General features: G+C 59.6%; 15 protein-coding genes. 12 read left to right on the top strand and 3 right to left on the bottom strand.

Features of this window, described 5'->3' with window-relative positions; genetic code table 11:
- The first annotated feature begins 34 nt into the window (after positions 1-34).
- The 4 genes from HAT86_RS06150 (at position 35) to murJ (ending at position 6,468) form a co-directional block, all read left to right on the top strand.
- Entirely contained in the window at positions 35-1,225 is a 1,191-nt protein-coding gene (locus HAT86_RS06150) for a penicillin-binding protein activator (protein WP_167194490.1), read from the top strand.
- A 33-nt stretch (positions 1,226-1,258) separates the two neighbouring features.
- Entirely contained in the window at positions 1,259-4,027 is a 2,769-nt protein-coding gene (locus HAT86_RS06145; RefSeq protein WP_167194488.1) for a [protein-PII] uridylyltransferase, read from the top strand.
- 79 nt (positions 4,028-4,106) lie between these two features.
- Positions 4,107-4,856 carry a sulfite exporter TauE/SafE family protein gene (locus tag HAT86_RS06140; RefSeq protein WP_167194486.1) on the top strand — a complete coding sequence of 250 codons (750 nt, stop codon included), beginning with the start codon at positions 4,107-4,109 and terminating at the stop codon, positions 4,854-4,856.
- A 73-nt stretch (positions 4,857-4,929) separates the two neighbouring features.
- The gene (gene murJ, locus HAT86_RS06135; protein WP_167194484.1) at positions 4,930-6,468 is read left to right on the top strand and encodes a murein biosynthesis integral membrane protein MurJ; all 1,539 of its coding nucleotides are present in this window, start codon (positions 4,930-4,932) and stop codon (positions 6,466-6,468) included.
- Positions 6,469-6,472: 4 nt separating this feature from the next.
- Here murJ and HAT86_RS06130 read toward each other — a convergent pair whose 3' ends face one another.
- The gene (locus HAT86_RS06130; RefSeq protein WP_167194482.1) at positions 6,473-7,159 is read right to left on the bottom strand and encodes a rhomboid family intramembrane serine protease; all 687 of its coding nucleotides are present in this window, start codon (positions 7,157-7,159) and stop codon (positions 6,473-6,475) included.
- A gap of 74 nt (positions 7,160-7,233) precedes the next feature.
- On the opposite strand from HAT86_RS06130, the gene trpS reads away from it, so the two are divergent.
- From trpS to HAT86_RS06095, 7 genes are all read left to right on the top strand, one after another.
- Entirely contained in the window at positions 7,234-8,262 is a 1,029-nt protein-coding gene (gene trpS, locus HAT86_RS06125) for a tryptophan--tRNA ligase (RefSeq protein ID WP_167194480.1), read from the top strand.
- A 253-nt stretch (positions 8,263-8,515) separates the two neighbouring features.
- Positions 8,516-9,097, top strand: coding sequence for a VOC family protein (locus tag HAT86_RS06120; protein WP_167194478.1), 582 nt, complete (start codon positions 8,516-8,518; stop codon positions 9,095-9,097).
- 104 nt (positions 9,098-9,201) lie between these two features.
- The gene (locus tag HAT86_RS06115) at positions 9,202-9,687 is read left to right on the top strand and encodes a VOC family protein (protein ID WP_167194476.1); all 486 of its coding nucleotides are present in this window, start codon (positions 9,202-9,204) and stop codon (positions 9,685-9,687) included.
- A gap of 135 nt (positions 9,688-9,822) precedes the next feature.
- Entirely contained in the window at positions 9,823-10,689 is an 867-nt protein-coding gene (locus HAT86_RS06110; RefSeq protein ID WP_167194474.1) for a branched-chain amino acid aminotransferase, read from the top strand.
- A 118-nt stretch (positions 10,690-10,807) separates the two neighbouring features.
- The gene (locus HAT86_RS06105) at positions 10,808-12,835 is read left to right on the top strand and encodes an NADPH-dependent 2,4-dienoyl-CoA reductase (protein WP_167194472.1); all 2,028 of its coding nucleotides are present in this window, start codon (positions 10,808-10,810) and stop codon (positions 12,833-12,835) included.
- Positions 12,836-12,996: 161 nt separating this feature from the next.
- On the top strand, positions 12,997-13,902 hold the full coding sequence (locus HAT86_RS06100; protein WP_167194470.1) for a LysR family transcriptional regulator: 906 nt from the start codon (positions 12,997-12,999) through the stop codon (positions 13,900-13,902).
- A 167-nt stretch (positions 13,903-14,069) separates the two neighbouring features.
- Positions 14,070-14,609 carry an NADPH-dependent FMN reductase gene (locus tag HAT86_RS06095; protein ID WP_167194468.1) on the top strand — a complete coding sequence of 180 codons (540 nt, stop codon included), beginning with the start codon at positions 14,070-14,072 and terminating at the stop codon, positions 14,607-14,609.
- Here HAT86_RS06095 and HAT86_RS06090 read toward each other — a convergent pair.
- The gene (locus HAT86_RS06090; RefSeq protein ID WP_167194466.1) at positions 14,606-15,010 is read right to left on the bottom strand and encodes a VOC family protein; all 405 of its coding nucleotides are present in this window, start codon (positions 15,008-15,010) and stop codon (positions 14,606-14,608) included. The two genes, HAT86_RS06095 and HAT86_RS06090, sit on opposite strands and share 4 nt — an antisense overlap.
- 43 nt (positions 15,011-15,053) lie before the next feature.
- Here HAT86_RS06090 and HAT86_RS06085 point away from each other — a divergent pair, with 43 nt between their 5' ends.
- Complete coding sequence (locus tag HAT86_RS06085; protein ID WP_167194464.1) at positions 15,054-15,848, top strand: acyl dehydratase; 795 nt, start codon at positions 15,054-15,056, stop codon at positions 15,846-15,848.
- Positions 15,849-15,896: 48 nt separating this feature from the next.
- Here HAT86_RS06085 and HAT86_RS06080 read toward each other — a convergent pair whose 3' ends face one another.
- On the bottom strand, positions 15,897-16,928 hold the full coding sequence (locus HAT86_RS06080) for an NAD(P)/FAD-dependent oxidoreductase (protein ID WP_167194462.1): 1,032 nt from the start codon (positions 16,926-16,928) through the stop codon (positions 15,897-15,899).
- Positions 16,929-16,935: the final 7 nt, after the last annotated feature.

The following is a 16,935-nucleotide window of genomic DNA, read 5'->3' as shown; positions in this document are numbered from 1 at the left end:
CAAGACCTGTCCGCAATCAGGGAGTATTGTTCGTATGTTCGCCGTTTTGACCTCTGCCCGCAAGGTGCCCGGCCTGATCGCCGTCGTTTTCTCGGTTCTCTGGCTGGCAGCCTGCCAGCCCGTTTCAATGTCCGGAACAGGCGGCGGCGGAAGCGGCCAATCGGCCAGCGGCGGCGGGCCTGTGCCTGTTGCGCTGTTGGTGCCGCATGGGTCATCCGTGCCGCAAGAGCAAAAACTTGCGCGCGATCTGGAAAATGCAGCGAGGCTGGCAACCGCTGACCTGAGTGGCACCAAAATCGACCTGCGGGTTTACGGCACCGCCGGCAATCCCGCACAGGCCCAAACCGCCGCAATGAATGCGGTGGCCGACGGCGCAAAGATCATCATCGGCCCGCTCCATGCTGAATCGGCTAACGCGGTGGCGGTGGCCGTGGCGAATGATGGCGTGAACGTCATGGCCTTTTCCAACAACTCAACGATTGCAGGCGGCAATCTGTTTATCCTTGGGCAAACGTTCAGTGACACAGCAGACCGGCTGGCCGAATACGCGGTGCGCCAAGGCAAAAGCCGCGTCCTGACGGTTTACTCGGACAACCTTTCGGGGCGTTTGGGCAAACAGGCCATAGAACAGGCTTTGATGCAAAACGGGGCGACAGCGGCGGGCAGTGTCGGCTACCAGTTTTCCCAAGACGGGGTCGTGAAAGTCATTCCGCAAATCAAATCCACAGCCGAACAAAACGGGGCCGATGCGATTTTCCTGACGGCCAACACGGCCGGCGCGCTGCCGCTGTTTTCACAGATGCTGCCCGAAGCGGGGCTGCGCCCGGACACCATCCAATACATGGGCCTAAGCCGTTGGGATACACCGCCGCAAACATTGGAGCTGCCGGGCGTGCAGGGCGGTTGGTTCACGATGCCCAACCCACAACGCAGCGCCCAGTTTCGCGGCCGGTTTGAAGCGGCCTATGGCTCCCAGCCGCACGCATTGGCCGGGCTTGCCTATGACGGTATCGCGGCGGTCGGCGCCTTGACGAAATCGGGGCGTTCTGACGCGCTTAGCCGAGCTGCGCTGACACAAAGCGCCGGGTTTCAAGGGGTGAACGGGGTGTTCCGGTTCGGCCCGGACAATACAACCGATCGCGGTTTGGCCGTCGCCACGGTGCGCAACAATCAGGTTGTCGTGATCGACCCAGCACCGCAAGGCTTTGGCGGCGCAGGCTTTTGATTGCGCTGTGCCCCACGCCCTGATGTGAGTGATATGAAAGACCTGATCGCGCAACCGCAGAACTTGATCTGTCCGCCAGACGCCATCCTTGACAACGCCGCGGTCACATCGCTGATCGATAGTGCTGTTCAAGAGGCCGAGGGCGACACCACCGTTCTGCAAAAATCCGTTGTCGCGATCCTGTCAGACCGGCTGAAATCGGGGCGCGATGCGATTGCCGATGGATTGACGGCCCGGCCCTTTGCCTCGCGACCGACGGTGCGCGCCTATAGCTGGCTGACCGATTGCATCATTTTAACCGCTCTTGATGTGGTCACGCGCCATATTCACCCGCTGTCCAATCCCACGGACTCGGAACGTATCACTGTTTTCGCTGTTGGCGGATATGGCCGGGGCGAGATGGCCCCGCAATCCGATGTCGATCTATTGTTTTTGACGCCCTACAAAATCACCCCTTGGGCCGAAAGCGTGATCGAATCGATGCTCTATATCCTGTGGGATCTGCGGCTGAAGGTTGGGCATGCCAGCCGCACAATTCGCGACTGTTTACGCTTGGGCGAAGACGATTTCACGATCCGCACCGCCCTTTTGGAAAACCGGTTTCTAGCCGGTGACAGGCAACTGGCCGATCATTTCAAAAAACGTCTTTGGCATGAGTTGTTCGAAGGCTCAGAGCGCGAGTTCATCGAAGCCAAACTAGAGGAACGCGACGCCCGCCACGAAAAACAAGGCGGGCAGCGGTTTATGGTTGAGCCCAATGTCAAAGAAGGCAAAGGCGGGCTGCGCGACCTGCAATCGCTATTCTGGATCGCCAAATACCTGCACCGCGTCGACAGCGTTTCCGAGTTGGTCGCCACAGGCCTGTTCACCGCAGAAGAGTTTGAAACTTTCGCCACGGCTGAAAGCTTTCTTTGGGCGGTACGCTGCCACATCCATCTGCTCACCAGACGCGCCACCGACCAGATTACCTTTGATCTGCAAGTCGAAGTGGCCGAGCGGATGGGATACAAGGACACCGCCGGGCGGCGTGCGGTTGAAGTGTTTATGCAGGATTACTTCCGCCATGCCACGCAAGTGGGCGATCTGACCCGGATATTCCTGACCAAGCTTGAAGCCGCGCATGTCAAACCTGAACCGCTGCTGCAACGGATATTCCGGCGCAAACGCAAACTGAAAGAGGGCTATACCGAAATCCACGGGCGGCTTGCGATTGCCGATGAAACGGTTTTTTTGTCCGACCCGCTGAACCTTTTGCGTGTGTTCGAAGAGGGGCTGCGCACCGGCTTACTGATCCACCCTGATGCCATGCGGCTGGTCACCGCCAATCTGGATCTGATAGACGACAGCATGCGCGCCGATCCAAGGGCGCGTAAACTGTTCCTTGATCTGCTGTTGAAACACGGCAATCCCGAACGCGCGCTGCGCCGGATGAACGAGCTGGGCGTTCTGGCGGCCTTCATCCCCGAGTTCGAGCCGATCGTCGCCCTGATGCAGTTCAACATGTATCACAGCTACACAGTGGACGAGCATACAATCCAGTGCATCTCGAACCTTGCGCAGATCGAACGCGGAGAGCGGACCGAGGATTTGCCGCTGTCATCGTCCATCCTTGAGGCGGGTGTAAACCGACGGGTGCTTTACGTGGCCCTGCTGTTGCACGACATCGGCAAGGGCCGAAGCGAAGATCATTCGATCGTCGGCGCCCGTATCGCACGCAAGGTCGCGCCACGGCTTGGCCTGAAACCCAAAGAGGTGGACACGATCGAATGGCTGGTGCGCTATCATCTGCTGATGTCGGACATGGCGCAGAAACGCGACATCGCTGACCCGCGCACCGTGCGTGATTTCGCCAAAGCCGTGCAAACCAAAGAGCGGCTTGATCTGCTGTGCGTGTTGACGGTCTGCGATATACGCGGCGTCGGTCCCGGCACGTGGAACAATTGGAAAGCGTCGTTGTTGCGCGCGCTCTATCGCCAAACACAGCGCGCAATGGAAGGCGGGCTGGAAGATCTCAACCGCGAGCAGCGCGGCTCGGACGCGAAACGCAACCTGCGCGACGCGTTGGAGGGTTGGCCCACCAAAGACCTCAAACGTGAAACCGCGCGCCACTATCCGCCCTATTGGCAGGGTCTGCATGTCACGGCGCATGTAGTGTTTGCCCGCCTGCTGCGTGATCTGGACGCGAACGAAGTCGCGATTGATCTGGCCATCGACGAAGATCGTGACGCCACCCGCGCCTGTTTCGCGCTGGCCGATCACCCCGGCATCTTTTCGCGTCTTGCCGGGGCCTTGGCGCTTGTCGGGGCCAACGTGGTGGACGCCCGGACCTATACATCGAAGGACGGGTTCGCCACCGCGGTGTTCTGGATACAGGATGCAGACGGTCACCCCTACGAGGCCGAGCGCCTGCCGCGCCTGCGCGAGATGATCCACAAAACCCTGAAGGGCGAGGTTGTGGCCACCGAAGCGATCAAATCACGCGACAAGATCAAGAAACGCGAGCGTGCGTTCAAGGTGCCCACGCATATCACCTTTGATAACGAGGGCTCGGAAATCTACACGATCATCGAGGTCGACACCCGCGACCGCCCCGGCCTGTTGTATGATCTGACCCGAACACTGGCTGACAACAATGTCTATATCAACTCGGCCGTGATCGCGACCTATGGCGAACAGGTGGTCGATACCTTCTACGTCAAGGATATGTTCGGCCTGAAATTCCACTCGGCCAGCAAGCAAAAAGCGCTTGAAAAGAAACTGCGCAGCGCCATCACCGAAGGCGTGGAGCGCGCAACCGCTTGACAAACCCGCAATAATTCAAACAGATCAGCCGCGGGGCGCAATCTTGGCGCCCCGTTTTATTGACAGGCACGCACCATCCATGACCGATATCCTGATTTTGCTGGCCGCGGCCTTTGGCGCGGGTGTTCTGAACACCATCGCAGGTGGCGGAACATTCCTGACCTTTCCGGCCTTGGTCTTTGCCGGCGTTCCGCCGGTAGCCGCAAACGCCACAAGCGCCGTGGCGGTGTTTCCCGGTTATCTGTCGGGTGCATTTGGGTTCCGCGCAGAACTGGCCAGCCTCGAACGGCCCCGGCTTTTGCGGCTTGGCCTGATTTCCTTGGCAGGTGGTGTGACCGGCGCGGGGCTGCTGCTGATTTCATCGAACAAGGCGTTTTCGATTGTCGTGCCCTTCCTGCTGCTGGCGGCCACGATCATCTTTCTGTTCGGTGATCGCATCCGCACATGGGCTGCCAACCATGCCCGCAGCGTCACCCCCGAAGGTGCATTTGGCCTGTTCGCGGTCAGCCTGTATGGCGGCTATTTCAATGGCGGTCTTGGTATCGTCCTGCTGGCGCTGTTTGCCATGTGGGGTATGACAGCGCTGCATCAAATGAACGGGCTGAAAAACGGGCTGAGCTTTACCATCTCGGCCATCTCGGTTGCGGTGTTCGCATTGGCCGGGCTGGTGGCATGGCCGCAGGCTTTGATGATGATGGTTGCGGCCTCCATTGGCGGTTATGTCGGCGCACCACTGGCCCGTGCATTGCCAAAATCAACCGTCCGGGGGCTGATCGCCTTGATCGGCTTTGGAATGAGTGCCGTGTTCTTCTGGCGCATGATCGCCTGACGGCTTCCGCCCTTTCCCTGCACAGCACGATCCGCTAAGCCTTGGCGCAACCGTCCAAAGCAAAGGCCTGCCCATGAGACCCGTCCGCCTGTTATCCGGTGTGCTGACCGTTGGCGTATGGACACTGCTTAGCCGGATATTGGGATTTGTGCGCGATGTGCTGATTGCCAGTTATCTTGGCCCGGGCGCGTTGATGGATGCGTTCGTTGCGGCCTTCCGCCTGCCGAACATGTTTCGTCGCTTCTTTGCCGAAGGGGCGTTCAACGCGGCCTTCGTGCCGATGTTTTCCAAGAAATACGAAGGCGAGGAAGATCATCAGCATTTCGCGTCTTTGGCGCTGTCGGGCCTGTCTTTGGTCTTGTTGGCGCTGACCGGGTTGGCCCTGCTGTTCATGCCCGCGCTTGTCTGGGCCACCGCCGAAGGGTTTGTAGGCGACGAACGCTTTGACCTGACCGTGGAATTCGGACGCGTTGTGTTTCCCTATATCCTGTTCATCTCGCTGGCGGCGTTATTTTCGGGCGTTTTGAACGCGGTAGGCCGCTTTGCCGCCGCCGCTGCCGCGCCGGTGCTGCTGAATGTGGCGCTGGTGGTCGCCATGATCTTTGCCGCGCAAACCGGCGGGGCCGTGGCGCAGGCGCTTGTGTGGACCATTCCATTTGCCGGGGTCGCGCAATTGGCCTTGGTCTGGATTGCCGCCCGCAAGGCCGGATTGCATATACGGCCTGTGCGCCCCCGTTGGACACCGGACATGTCCCGGCTTGTGCGCATTGCCATTCCCGCTGCCTTGGCAGGCGGCGTGATGCAGGTGAACTTGCTGGTCGGCCAACAGGTGGCGTCGAACTATGACAAGGCGGTCAGCTGGCTTTATTCCGCCGACCGGCTCTATCAATTGCCGCTTGGCGTGGTGGGCATCGCGGTGGGGATCGTCTTGCTGCCCGATCTGTCACGCCGGCTCAAGCTGGACGATCACACCGGCGCGCGCGAGGCCTATTCGCGTGCCGCCGAAATTTCGCTTGCCCTGACAGTGCCATGCGCTGTGGCGTTGATCGCGGTGCCCATCCCCTTAATCTCGGTTCTGTTTGAACGCGGCGCATTTGGGGCCGATGATACCGCCGCCACGGCCCTAGCGGTGGCGATTTACGGCTTGGGCTTGCCCGCCTTCGTGCTGCAAAAAATTCTGCAACCGCTGTTTTTCGCCCGCGAAGATACCAAAAGCCCCTTTCGCTATGCCGTGGTCGCCATGATCGTAAACGCGGTGCTGGCGGTTGGGCTGGCCTTTGTCATCGGCTGGATCGCCGCGGCGATTGCGACGACCGTTGCCGGGTGGGCTATGGTCTGGCTATTGATGCGCGGCGCGCGCGGGTTTGGCGATGTGGCCCGTCTTGATAACCGGTTTCGCCGCCGGGTTTGGCGGATCGGGCTGGCCTCGGTCTTGATGGGCGTGATCGTCTGGGGAATGCATGTGCTGCTGACCCCGTTTTTCGGAGTGGCGGGCCTGCGGTGGCTGGCTTTGCTGGGTATGATCCTTGCCGGGATCATCAGCTATTTTGGCATAGGTCACATGATCGGCGCGTTTCGCCTGTCGGAATTTCGCAGCGCCATGCGCCGGTGATGGCTTAGCGATGCCGTATCTTGGCGCGGATCTTGGCCCACCCGCCGGGGGCCAAAAAGAACGACAGGACAAAACCAAACCCAAACCCCGCCACATCGGCCAGCCACGTGCTGTTTGACCCAAACAACAGGCCAAACACCAGTTGCAGCACCATCAATATCCCAATCAGTGAAAACGCCCGGGCCTGATTTGCGCCCATCTGGCCAAGACGTAGCCACAGCAAATAGGTAAACCCACCAATCAATCCGTACACACCGGGAAACGCGCCAATCAGCCAAGGCCGTTCCGGTGCGATCAGGCCAAACACCAGTGCGCCGCCAACAGCCGACGTGACAAACAACAAAAGCGTGGCCCATTGCGAAAACACTTCGCCCACGAACTTGCCCAGCGCCAAAAGCATGATACCGGCAAACAAGGCATGGGTGAACGAGCCGTGAATGAAAATGAACGTCACAAACCTTTGCAAGTGCTCGGACGGCCAAACCCCGTTTTGCAGCATCCAGCCAAAGATTTCGGCATTGAACCCGTAATCCTGAATTGCCCCCTGCCGCCAGCCTACACCCTCGGGGCCGCCCAACAGGCCACGGGTGCCAAGCGAAAACAATGCCTCAAGCAGGACAATCGCCAAAAACAAGGCGACCACAACGGGCGGCATAGGGTTGACGGGGCTGTCGGTCTGGGGGCTGCTCATGCCTGCTCTCCTTGACGGGGCTTTGACCCATGGCTAAGCGAGGCAAGCACAGAAATCCACCACGGAGATGAGCCATGACCGAGGCGGCCTTTACCCCCCGCGTCTTTTCCGGCATCCAGCCCTCGGGCAACCTGACGCTTGGCAATTATCTTGGCGCGCTCAAACGCTTTGCCAACAGCCAGAATGACGGGATCGAGTCGATCTTTTGCATGGTCGACCTGCATGCCATCACCGTCTGGCAAGACCCTGCCGCGCTGCGCCATGCCACACGCGAATTGGCCGCCGGGTTCATCGCGTCGGGGATCGACCCGCAGAAATCCATCCTGTTCAACCAATCCCAAGTGCCCGAGCACACGCAGATGGCGTGGGTCTTTAACTGCGTCGCGCGCATGGGCTGGATGAAACGGATGACCCAATTCAAGGACAAAGCCGGCAAGAACGCCGAACAGGCCAGCCTTGGGTTGTTTGGCTACCCGGCCCTGATGGCGGCCGATATTCTTGCCTATCACGCCACCCATGTGCCGGTGGGCGAAGACCAGAAACAGCATCTGGAATTGACGCGCGACATCGCGCTGAAGTTCAACAATGACTACGGCGTTGAGTTCTTCCCGATCACCGAACCCGTGATCGAAGGCGCCGCCACCCGGGTGATGAGCCTGCGGGACGGCTCCAAGAAGATGTCAAAATCCGACCCATCGGACATGAGCCGCATCAACCTGACTGACGACGCCGACACCATCGCCAAGAAAATCCGCAAGGCCAAGACCGATCCCGAGCCGTTGCCCGACACCGCCGATGGGCTGGAAGACCGCCCCGAGGCCCGCAATCTGGTGAACATCTTTGCCGCCCTCAACGATCAAAGCGTCGATCAGGTGATGCAAGAGATGGGCGGCAAACCATTTTCCGAATTCAAGCCGCTGCTGGCCGATCTGGCGGTGGAAAAGCTGGCCCCGATTTCCGTTGAAATGGCCCGGCTGATGCAAGACGTGGCTGAAATCGACCGTATCCTGACCGATGGATCACAACGGGCGCGGGCCATCGCGCATCCGATCCTGCGCCAGACCTACGATATCATAGGCATGGTGCCGCCGGTCAGCGCCTGACACCGAAAATAGCCGGGGCAGCGCATTCGCGGCCCCGGTGGCCCCGCAACCCCACCTTCAGTCACGCCGCGCCGCGTCACTTTGTGGTTTTGCATCTTCTGCCTTCTGATGTGCCCTCATTGCCTTGGGGCGAGATGCGCAATCTATTTCATAACTTACAAATCATAAAAATTGGGCGGGGTCGTAGTCCCTGCCTCACAGCCTTGCGAAACGCACCTTTCGCGCCATAGTCTGTGCAAAAAGGGAAACCACCATGCGCAAACTGCAAACCCAAGGGCTGCATCACATCACCCTGATAGGGGCCGACCGGCAAACGTCCATCGACTTTTGGGAAGGGGTTTTGGGCATGCCGTTCATTTTTGAACAGCCCAATTTGGACGACCCCGACGAAGGCCACCTGTATTTCGATCCCGGCGACGGGCGGTTGATCACCATATTCACCAACGAAACCCGCAAGCCCAAACGCAGTCGTACGCCAACCGAAGCCGGCAATGTGCATCACATCGCGTTCAACGTTAGCCGGGCGACCTTTTCGCAGGTGCCCGAGCGCTTGGATCAGCGGGGCATCGGCCATTCCGGCCCCAAGGATCGCGGCTTTATGGATTCGATCTATTTCCGTGATCCCTTGGGCCTGCTGATCGAACTGGCCTGCTATCGATTCGAGCCGCCGCAGGGCTGCACCCATGCCGATGTCATGGTCGAGGCCCATCGCCTGCGCGTCGAACGCGGCGATTACAACATTCAAGACATCCATTTGGCCGATGCGATTGAACGCTTGGTGGCGCGCAGCCAATCCAGCCTGTCGACAGATCGCAGTCCGCGTAATCCGTACTGACCTCAGGCCTGCATAAACGCACCAACGTTGCCCGAATTTGCCGAATGGTGCGTATGCGCTGCCGCCCTTAAGACCTGAGCAGCTGAAGACGAAGGAGCGTTGCGATGTCACACCCCGTTCACCCTCAGACAACAGTCGGCCATGTCCATCTCAAGGTTGCGGACCTTGATCGCGCAATTCACTTTTATTCAGATGTGTTGGGCTTCGAGTTACAACAACGATGGGGCGACAGCGCTGCTTTTTTAGGCGCGGGTGGCTACCACCATCATATCGGCCTGAACACATGGGATAGCTTGGGCGGCAGCCCCGCCCCCAAAGGACATACCGGGCTTTACCATTCCGCCTTTTTGTATCCTGACCGGACACAACTGGCTGATGCACTGCGCAGGGTGCTGGCCGCTGGCATCCCGATCGAAGGGGCCGCCGACCATGGCGTAAGCGAGGCGATTTACCTGTCCGATCCAGACGGCAACGGCGTTGAGCTTTACCGTGATCGCGCGCCGCAAGACTGGCCGCGTGACGCCGATGGGCAGCTTGCCATGACCAACGCGCCGCTTGATCTTGATGCCCTCTTGTCAGACGCGCCCTGATCTCTTCTTCTGTTCAAAAATATCCCGGGGAGCGCGAGGGGCTGGCCCCTCGCTTCTGTCGCGGACATAGGCACAGACGGTCTGGACCCTTGCGGACAACCCGCCTAACTTGCCCACAAAGATAGGAGGCCAAAGATGGCAGTCGGGACACAGATCAGAACCTATTTCACTGGCGCTTGGCATGACGGTGATCTGCCGGTGATGCGGGCGGCCGATCACGGGTCGTGGCTTGGCACAACGGTGTTCGACGGGGCGCGCTATGCCCATGGCCTGACGCCTGATCTGGACAAGCACTGCGCGCGCGTCAATGCCTCGGCCAAGGCGCTGATGATCAAGCCCACCGTCACGCCAGAGGATATGGTTGAAATCATCCGCGAGGGGCTGAAACCCTACAGCCCGGACACCGCCGTTTATATCCGCCCGATGTATTGGTCGATCAGCGGCGGGCCGTTGGGCGTGATGCCGGACTACGAGGGCGGAACAGGCTTTGCCGTCTGTCTTGAAGCGTCGCCGATGGCGCCGGCAGGCAGTTCCACCACCCTGACGCGCACACAGTTTCGCCGGCCGGTGCTGGAAGATGCCGTCGTCAATGCCAAGGCGGGCTGCCTTTACCCCAACAATGCCCGCATGATCGCCGAAGCGCAGGCCAAGGGGTTTGGCAATGCGCTGGTGGCCGATGCGCTTGGCAACGTCGCCGAAAGCGCCACCGCGAACGTCTTTGCCGTCAAGGACGGCGAGGTGTTCACGCCGGTGCCAAACGGCACCTTCCTGTCGGGCATCACCCGCGCGCGCCACATCGCGAACCTGCGCGCCGATGGTGTAACGGTGCATGAAACGGTGATGAGCTTTCAGGATTTCCACGACGCCGACGAGGTGTTCCTGTCAGGCAACATGATGAAGGTCACGCCCGTCACCGCCTTTGACGACACCCAGTATCAGGTTGGTCCGATCACCAAGCGGGTGATGGAGCTTTATTGGGATTGGGCCGCATCCACGGGCTGAACGGGCCAGCGTAAACGCGAGTCTTCGATGGATGCGCAGATCGCCCGGCATAACGCAGCGTTTCGGGTGACAAATGCACAGTGTCCGGCCATGCTGCCGCGCAAAACCGGAGGCCGCCATGACCAACTACAGCCACCTTCTGTCGCCCCTAGATCTGGGCCATGTGACCTTGAAAAACCGGGTCTTGATGGGCTCGATGCATACCGGGCTGGAAGAAACCAAGGATTGGAACCGCGTGGCCGAGTTCTATGCCACACGGGCGCGCGGCGGTGTGGGGCTGATGGTGACGGGCGGCATGGCCCCGAATCCTGAAGGCGGCGTTTTCCCCGGTGCGGCAGGGCTTTATACCGATCAGGACATCGCCAATCACCACCACGTAACAGACCGCGTGCATGATGCGGGCGGGAAAATTGCAATGCAGATTCTGCATGCGGGGCGCTATGCCTACAGCCCCGATTGCGTGGGGCCATCACCGATCAAATCCCCGATTTCGCCCTTTCCGCCCAAGGAACTGGACGAAGACGGCATCGAAAAGCAGATCAAGGATATCGTCACTGCCGCCACCCGCGCCCGCTTGGCCGGGTATGACGGGGTCGAAATCATGGGGTCCGAGGGGTATTTCCTGAACCAGTTTCTTGTCACCCATACCAACAAACGCACCGACCATTGGGGCGGCAGCTATGAGAATCGCATGCGCCTGCCGGTCGAGGTGGTGCGCCGGGTGCGCGAGGCGGTCGGCGACGATTTCATCGTGATCTACCGCCTGTCGATGATTGATCTGGTGCCCGACGGCTCGACCTTTGACGAGGTGGTGCAACTGGCGCAAGCCGTTGAGAAGGCCGGGGCCAGCCTGATCAACACCGGCATTGGCTGGCACGAGGCGCGCATTCCCACCATCGCCACGTCTGTGCCACGCGCGGCCTTTTCTTGGGTGACAAAAAAGCTGATGGGCAAGGTCGGCATCCCTGTCATCACCTCGAACCGAATCAACACGCCGGATGTGGCCGAAACCCTGTTGGCTGACGGCTGCGCCGACATGGTGTCGATGGCCCGGCCCTTTCTGGCCGATCCGGATTTCGTGAAAAAAGCGGCTGACGGTCGGGCCGACACGATTGCGCCCTGCATCGCCTGCAATCAGGCCTGTCTGGATCATACATTCAGCGGCAAAATCTCAACCTGTCTGGTCAATCCGCGAGCGTGTTATGAAACCGAACTACCCGTCACACCAACCGAGCGGCCCAAATCCATTGGCGTCGTCGGCGCAGGCCCGGCCGGGCTGGCGGCGGCCATGACCGCCGCCGAGCGGGGCCACACCGTGACTCTGTTTGATCGGGCCAACCAGATTGGCGGGCAATTGAACATGGCGCGCGACATTCCGGGCAAGGAAGAATTCCACGGCCTTGTCGACTGGTTTGACACCATGGTGCAAGAGCTGGCCGTGACCCTCAAGTTGGGGGCCACCGCCACCGCCGATGATTTGGCCGGGTTCGACGAGGTGATCATCGCCACCGGTGTCGTGCCGCGCGATCCGGGTATTCCGGGCCAAGACGGGCCGAACGTTCTGTCGTATATCGATGTTCTGCGCGGCAAGGCCCCTGTGGGCCAGCGTGTGGCCATCGTGGGGGCGGGCGGTATCGGCTTTGATGTAGCCGAATTTCTGGTGCAAGACGGCGACAGCCCAACCGAAGACTTGGCCGAATGGCAAGTGGAATGGGGCGTTGGCGATCCGTCCGAAACCCGTGGCGGCCTTGCCCCGAATGGCCCGCAACCCGATGCGCCCGCGCGTCAGGTGACCTTGCTGCAACGCAAGGCCGAACGTCCCGGCAAACGGCTTGGCAAAACGACAGGCTGGATTCATCGCGCGGCCCTTCGAATGAAAGGCGTTCAAATGCTCAGCGGTGTGAATTACGAACGCATAGATGCGGATGGCCTGCATATCAGCCATGGCGAAACACGTGAAAACCCCACCCTGATCGAAGCGGATACCGTGGTGCTGTGCGCCGGGCAGCTCTCGGACCGCAGCCTTGCCGATACGCTTGAGGCCAAGGGGGTTCCCGTACATGTGATTGGCGGTGCCGATGTTGCCGCCGAGTTGGACGCAAAGCGCGCGATTGACCAAGGCACGCGTCTGGCGGCTATCTTGTAAATCGGACGCAGCGGCCTTCGGCAACTTGGGAAACGGTTGTTTCGCCGTTTCCATGTTTCGAACGATCGGTCACAAAACCAAGATATTGTCTGGCGGTTGCCGCAGTTGTGCCTGAATTCGGGTCGATAACGATACTCGACAAACGGATAGAGGTATCGAGTATGGATCGCCTGACTGAAATGGAGGCCTTTGCCACGGTTGTGGACCAAGGCGGGTTTACCGACGCGGCGCGCAAAATGGGGATTTCGAAATCAGCCATGTCCAAGCATGTGTCATCGCTTGAGGCACGTTTGGGCGCACGTCTGCTCAACCGGACGACCCGCCGGGTCAGCCCCACCGAGATCGGCCTTGCCTACTATGACAGGGCGCTACGTGTGCTGAATGATGCGGGCGAAGCCGATGCCTTGGTCAGTTCCATGCAATCGGCCCCGTCGGGCCTGCTGCGCATCTCGGTGGCCACGGATTTCGGAGTAAATCACCTAAGCCCGGTGTTGGGTGGTTTTCTGGACGAATTCCCGGATATCTCGGTCAACATGGTGCTGAACAACCGTTACGTTGAATTGATTTCAGAAGGGTTCGACATGGCGATCCGCATTGGCGAGTTGGAAGACAGCACCCTGCGCGCCCGCAAGCTGACCGAAACCACCAAGCGCATGATCGCCAGCCCCGAGTATCTGAAACGCAACGGACGTCCGGCCAAAATTGACGACCTGAACGAACACAAGCTTTTGCACTATTCCAGCCAATCAGGCGGTGCCGTTTGGAAACTGACCGCCCCGTCCGGTGAAAAGCGGCAAATTCGCACCGCCGGCGGGCTTTCTGTGAACGATGGACAATCCTTGTTGAACGCCACGATTTCAGGGCTTGGCATCGCTTATTTGCCCAGCTTCCTTTACGCCCAAGCCATGGCCGATGGTCTGGTTGAAGATGTGATTCCCGATTTGCCAACCGAAACCCAAGGTATTTATGCCGTCTATCCGCCGGGCCGGTTCACGCAGCCAAAGGTGCGGGCCTTCATTGATTTTCTTGTGCATGCCTTTGCCGAAAAGGGGCCGAACAACTGGTAAGGCTTACTTTAAACCAGTGACTGGCCAACTGCCCCGGCTGCATCAGTGCGACCGGGGCTTTTGCAATTTTCCGCATTGTGCACAGGTTTTGTGCATATGATCCGGTTGTAAGACATCGGTCCTGTGCCAGATAGTGGGTAGGCAGTTCGAAACGAAAGGAACAGGCTATGGCGATACCGAAATTATTGGTGATTTCAGGGTCTTTGCGGAAAGGCTCTTATAACCGGATGTTGCTGAAAGAAGCACAAACCGCATTTGGCCAAGCCGAGATAATCGAAGCGGATTTGAATTTCCCCCTGTATGACGGCGATCTAGAGGAGGCAGAAGGCGTTCCAGATGACGTTAAGACACTGACAGATCAAATAAAAAATGCTGACGCAGTGGTGATTTCATCCCCCGAATACAACAAGGGCATCACTGGCGTTCTTAAAAATGCGCTGGATTGGATCAGCCGGGTTGAGGGGATGCCATTCAAGGGCAAGCCAACCGTCGTCATGTCAGCCAATATGGGCCGCACAGGCGGGGAAACTGGTCAGTTCATGACAATAAGCTGCCTGATCCCGCTGCAAGCCCATATCGTGAATGGCCCGATGCTTTGTATTGCCACCGCGCAAAACGAGTTTGATGACAATGGCGCGCTGACCAACGACCACTACAAGAAAGTGCTGTCCGGCAAGATGGACGCCTTGCGCACGGCGATTGCCTAACTCTCTGACTTATTGGATATTTCCAAAAGATTTCCGTCAGGATCACGCAGGTAGATGGACACGATAGGCCCGGTCGCACCGGTCCGGGCAACCGGGCCTTCTTCGACTGCGATAGAATGGTCGCGCAAATGCGCAATCCAATCCGACAGCGGAATGTCCGATAAAAAACAAAGGTCAGCACTTCCCGGCGCGGGCTGTGCTGCCTTTGGTTCAAACTCGGCCCCGGCCTGATGCAGATTGATTTTCTGCGATCCGAATGTCAGCGCCCAACGGGCGGACCCATCGGCAGGCGTGAATTGCTGCGCCGTCATGCCCATGACATCACGATAGAAAATCACTGTCGCGTCGATGCTGCCAACGGTCAAAACTATATGATCCAGTGCGAAAACCAATGGCTGCATTTTGCAATTGTTCCTGTTCTGTCAGAGGCTTATGATCCAAATCATGAGTGACCCAATCCAAACCATCACCGATGTCATCGACCCGATGCGCGCCCGCGCGATGCAAGCCAGCCTTGGGCAGGATGTGACCCTGATCAAAGGCGATGCGCTGCCGCCGTTTTACCATCAACTGTATTTCTGGGATCCGCAAGGCCCGGAAAACCTTGGCCGGGATGGGCATCCCAAGGTTGGGGGCGTGATACCTGACATGGGGTTGCCCCGGCGCATGTGGGCTGGCGGAGGCATGGAGTTTCACCATCCTCTGGTTGCGGGAGTATCCGCTAAGCGTTTGACGTTTATTGAAAATTCCACGCAAAAAGAGGGCCGAAGCGGGCCTTTGGGTTTTGTCACGCTACGCCATGACATCTGGCAAGAAGACACGTTGTGCCTGACCGACACGCAAGACCTTGTGTATCGCGAAGACCCAGCCCCCGACGCCCCGAAACCCACGCCACCACAGGCCGCAACGGACGAGGATGTTTGCGAAACGCGCAGCTTTGATACCACCTTGCTGTTTCGCTACTCGGCTTTGACCTTCAACGGCCACCGCATCCACTATGACATTGAGTATGCAAAGCACGTCGAAGGCTATGCCGGGTTGGTCGTGCATGGGCCGTTGTTGGCGCAGCACTTGATTTTGCTGGCAGAACGGCAATTGGGTGGCCTGACCAATTTTCAGTTCCGCGCCACCGCCCCCTTGATGCATTTTGAAACCGCCGAGTTTTGCTGGAAAGCCGACGGCACCGCGTGGGTGCGCGGCCCGGACGGGCGGCAGTGTATGACCGCCAAAGCAAGCTGAGGTTCGCACAAGCCCTGCGCCCGCCAAACGGCCCGCGCCCTGAACAGCTTAATAAGACGCTTCGGGCCGGAACGCCGCGGGAATATGGTCCGCCCCGTCAAGCACCAGATCGGCCATGACCTGCGCCACCTTGGGGGCCATACCAAAGCCGATCTTGAACCCGCCATTGGCAATGAATTCCCCGGCATGCAGCGGATGCGCCCCCAGCATCGGCGCGCGCGAGCGGGTGCGCGGCCGCACCCCGGCCCATCTGTCGATCACCGGCGCATCGCGCAGCGCAGGCACAGCGGCACGGGCCCGCGCGATGACATCGTCAAGCTGCGCGTCGGTGCTGGTGGGATCGTCATAGTCGCGTTCCGAGGTCGAGCCGATGGCCGTGGTGCCATCGCGATGCGGGACGATGTGAATGGCATCAGCAAAAAGCTGCGGCAGGTTGGGCGCGGCATGGGCCAGAACCGCGCCCTGCCCTTTGACCCCGTTGCCCACGATACGGCTGTGATGGGTTGTCAGTTCGTCCAGACCAGCAAGGCCGGTGGCATGAACAACTTGACCGATCTGCGCGCCGTCGGCCAGCACCTTGCCCCCCTTGGCGCGGATTGCGGCGACAAGCGCGGCGCAGGCTTGGCGCGGGTGCATCCGGGCGGTCAGCGTATCCCGGATCAGCCAGCCAGTGGGCGTGACAGGCGCCCATTCCAACCCATCGGCGCGGATCACCTGCCAATCAGCCTGCCCCTGCCACAGCGTATACGCCGAAGCCGACCGCACGCGCGCCAGTTCCAGCGCGTGATCGTCCGGCACAGGTTGCAAGCGGCCAAGGCGCGCATAGCCGGCCGACAGGCCCGAAACCTCTTGCACTTCGGCCCAGAACCCTTCGGCCATGATCAGGCTGTCGAATTGAAACGCCTTCTTGTCGTTCCAGTTTTCCGGCACATGCGGGGCCAATGCCCCCACAACCCCGCCTGAGGCCCCGGCGCCCGGCCCATGCGGGTCGATCACCTGCACCTTTGCGCCGCGTTGCAGACAGGCCCATGCGATAGACAAGCCGAATATCCCTGCGCCCAGAACGGTTACGTCGGCCATTGTCATT

The sequence above is a fragment of the Roseovarius gahaiensis genome (genome assembly GCF_011601345.1).
Classification (GTDB): Bacteria; Pseudomonadota; Alphaproteobacteria; order Rhodobacterales; family Rhodobacteraceae; genus Roseovarius; species Roseovarius gahaiensis.
Note: the sequence above shows the minus strand (reverse complement) of the source record. Positions and strands in the feature narration are given on the sequence as shown.

What these genes read in the sequence shown, in the direction of transcription:
- HAT86_RS06150 (WP_167194490.1), top strand. Translation starts at nt 35, where the DNA reads ATGTTCGCCGTTTTGACCTCTGCCCGCAAGGTGCCCGGCCTGATCGCC.
- HAT86_RS06145 (WP_167194488.1), top strand. Translation starts at nt 1,259, where the DNA reads ATGAAAGACCTGATCGCGCAACCGCAGAACTTGATCTGTCCGCCAGAC.
- HAT86_RS06140 (WP_167194486.1), top strand. Translation starts at nt 4,107, where the DNA reads ATGACCGATATCCTGATTTTGCTGGCCGCGGCCTTTGGCGCGGGTGTT.
- murJ (WP_167194484.1), top strand. Translation starts at nt 4,930, where the DNA reads ATGAGACCCGTCCGCCTGTTATCCGGTGTGCTGACCGTTGGCGTATGG.
- HAT86_RS06130 (WP_167194482.1), bottom strand. Translation starts at nt 7,159, where the DNA reads ATGAGCAGCCCCCAGACCGACAGCCCCGTCAACCCTATGCCGCCCGTT.
- trpS (WP_167194480.1), top strand. Translation starts at nt 7,234, where the DNA reads ATGACCGAGGCGGCCTTTACCCCCCGCGTCTTTTCCGGCATCCAGCCC.
- HAT86_RS06120 (WP_167194478.1), top strand. Translation starts at nt 8,516, where the DNA reads ATGCGCAAACTGCAAACCCAAGGGCTGCATCACATCACCCTGATAGGG.
- HAT86_RS06115 (WP_167194476.1), top strand. Translation starts at nt 9,202, where the DNA reads ATGTCACACCCCGTTCACCCTCAGACAACAGTCGGCCATGTCCATCTC.
- HAT86_RS06110 (WP_167194474.1), top strand. Translation starts at nt 9,823, where the DNA reads ATGGCAGTCGGGACACAGATCAGAACCTATTTCACTGGCGCTTGGCAT.
- HAT86_RS06105 (WP_167194472.1), top strand. Translation starts at nt 10,808, where the DNA reads ATGACCAACTACAGCCACCTTCTGTCGCCCCTAGATCTGGGCCATGTG.
- HAT86_RS06100 (WP_167194470.1), top strand. Translation starts at nt 12,997, where the DNA reads ATGGATCGCCTGACTGAAATGGAGGCCTTTGCCACGGTTGTGGACCAA.
- HAT86_RS06095 (WP_167194468.1), top strand. Translation starts at nt 14,070, where the DNA reads ATGGCGATACCGAAATTATTGGTGATTTCAGGGTCTTTGCGGAAAGGC.
- HAT86_RS06090 (WP_167194466.1), bottom strand. Translation starts at nt 15,010, where the DNA reads ATGCAGCCATTGGTTTTCGCACTGGATCATATAGTTTTGACCGTTGGC.
- HAT86_RS06085 (WP_167194464.1), top strand. Translation starts at nt 15,054, where the DNA reads ATGAGTGACCCAATCCAAACCATCACCGATGTCATCGACCCGATGCGC.
- HAT86_RS06080 (WP_167194462.1), bottom strand. Translation starts at nt 16,928, where the DNA reads ATGGCCGACGTAACCGTTCTGGGCGCAGGGATATTCGGCTTGTCTATC.